Annotated in this window: 1 protein-coding gene; it reads right to left on the bottom strand. The window is 70.7% G+C overall.

Going from position 1 to position 662, the window contains the following annotated elements:
* The coding region (locus tag HR086_RS47320; RefSeq protein WP_373564460.1) for an EamA family transporter at positions 1-510 on the bottom strand (510 nt) is incomplete at its 3' end.
* Positions 511-662 lie beyond the last annotated feature (152 nt).

Genomic DNA, 662 nt, shown 5'->3' with positions numbered 1-662 from the left:
GTTCAGCAGGACGATGCCGCCGAACCCCACCGCCAGTCCCCAGCGCTCCAGCTTTCCGGGCCACTGGCCGAACAGTCCACCGAACAGCGCCGACCACATGGGCAGGCTGCCCACCACCAGCGCCGCCACGCCGGAGGGCACCCACTGCTGCGCGAACACGAGCCCGCCGTTGCCCACACCCAAGAGCAGCAGTCCCACCACCGCGCTGGAGCCCCACTGTCGCGCGGTCGGCACCGGCGAGCCCTTGAGCCACATCGCGCCGAACAACAGCGCTCCCGCCAGCAGGAAGCGCGTTCCTGATGCGAGGAATGGCGTCATGCCACCCTGGAGTACCCAGCGGATGGCCAGATAGGTGGAGCCCCAAACGAGGTACAGCGTCACGAGGCACAACAGGATGCGGCCGCGTGAGGCACCCGACTGGAGCGCGTCACCGCTGACAGGGGACGCGACGGGGGAGAGGGCGGGAGTGGAAGGCGTGGACAGGGACGAGGCGGCGGACGAGGCGGACACGGTGGCGCGGCTTGTAGCGTCCGACCTCCCCACGGGCCATGTGCGCATTGCCGTACCCCACAGTCGGTGGAGCCGTCGGGCGGTACAGTGCGAGTGCGCGCCAGGTTGGATGCGGCGGCGCCCGCCTGGCTCCCTGGTGGGTGGTGCGAGGG

This window comes from Myxococcus sp. CA039A, from assembly GCF_013336645.1.
Taxonomy (GTDB): domain Bacteria; phylum Myxococcota; class Myxococcia; order Myxococcales; family Myxococcaceae; genus Myxococcus; species Myxococcus llanfairpwllgwyngyllgogerychwyrndrobwllllantysiliogogogochensis.
This window is presented reverse-complemented; position numbering and strand designations above follow the sequence as displayed.